General features: G+C 61.9%; 1 protein-coding gene. It reads left to right on the forward strand.

Annotated features, from left to right (window positions below; all coding sequences use genetic code 11):
* Positions 1-425: alanine:cation symporter family protein (locus GSM73_RS26675; RefSeq protein ID WP_256676644.1), on the forward strand; the 425-nt coding region annotated here is incomplete at both ends.

Consider the following 425-nt stretch of genomic DNA (forward strand, 5'->3'; position numbering starts at 1 on the left):
GGCGTCAAGCGTGGCGTGTTCGCCAACGAAGCGGGCCTGGGCAGTGCGCCAAACGTCGCCGCCGTGGCCTCGGTCGAGCACCCGGTGGCTCAGGGTGTGATTCAGGCGTTCAGCGTGTTCCTCGACACCTTTCTGATCTGCACCTGCACCGCGCTGCTGATCCTGCTGTCGGGCTTCTACACCCCGGGCTTCGAAGGTGACGGTATTGCCCTGACCCAAAACTCCCTCGCCGCCGTGGTGGGTGACTGGGGGCGGGTATTCATCTCTGTGGCCCTGTCGTTGTTCGTGTTCACCTCGATCCTCTACAACTACTACCTGGGCGAGAACAACCTGCGCTTCATGGTCGGCGAAAACCGCAAGGTGCTGATCGGCTACCGCACCCTGGTACTGGTGTTGATCTTCTGGGGTGCCATCGAAAACCTCGG

Origin of the sequence: Pseudomonas sp. PICF6 (assembly GCF_009831705.1) — a bacterium.
GTDB lineage: Bacteria > Pseudomonadota > Gammaproteobacteria > Pseudomonadales > Pseudomonadaceae > Aquipseudomonas > Aquipseudomonas rhizophila.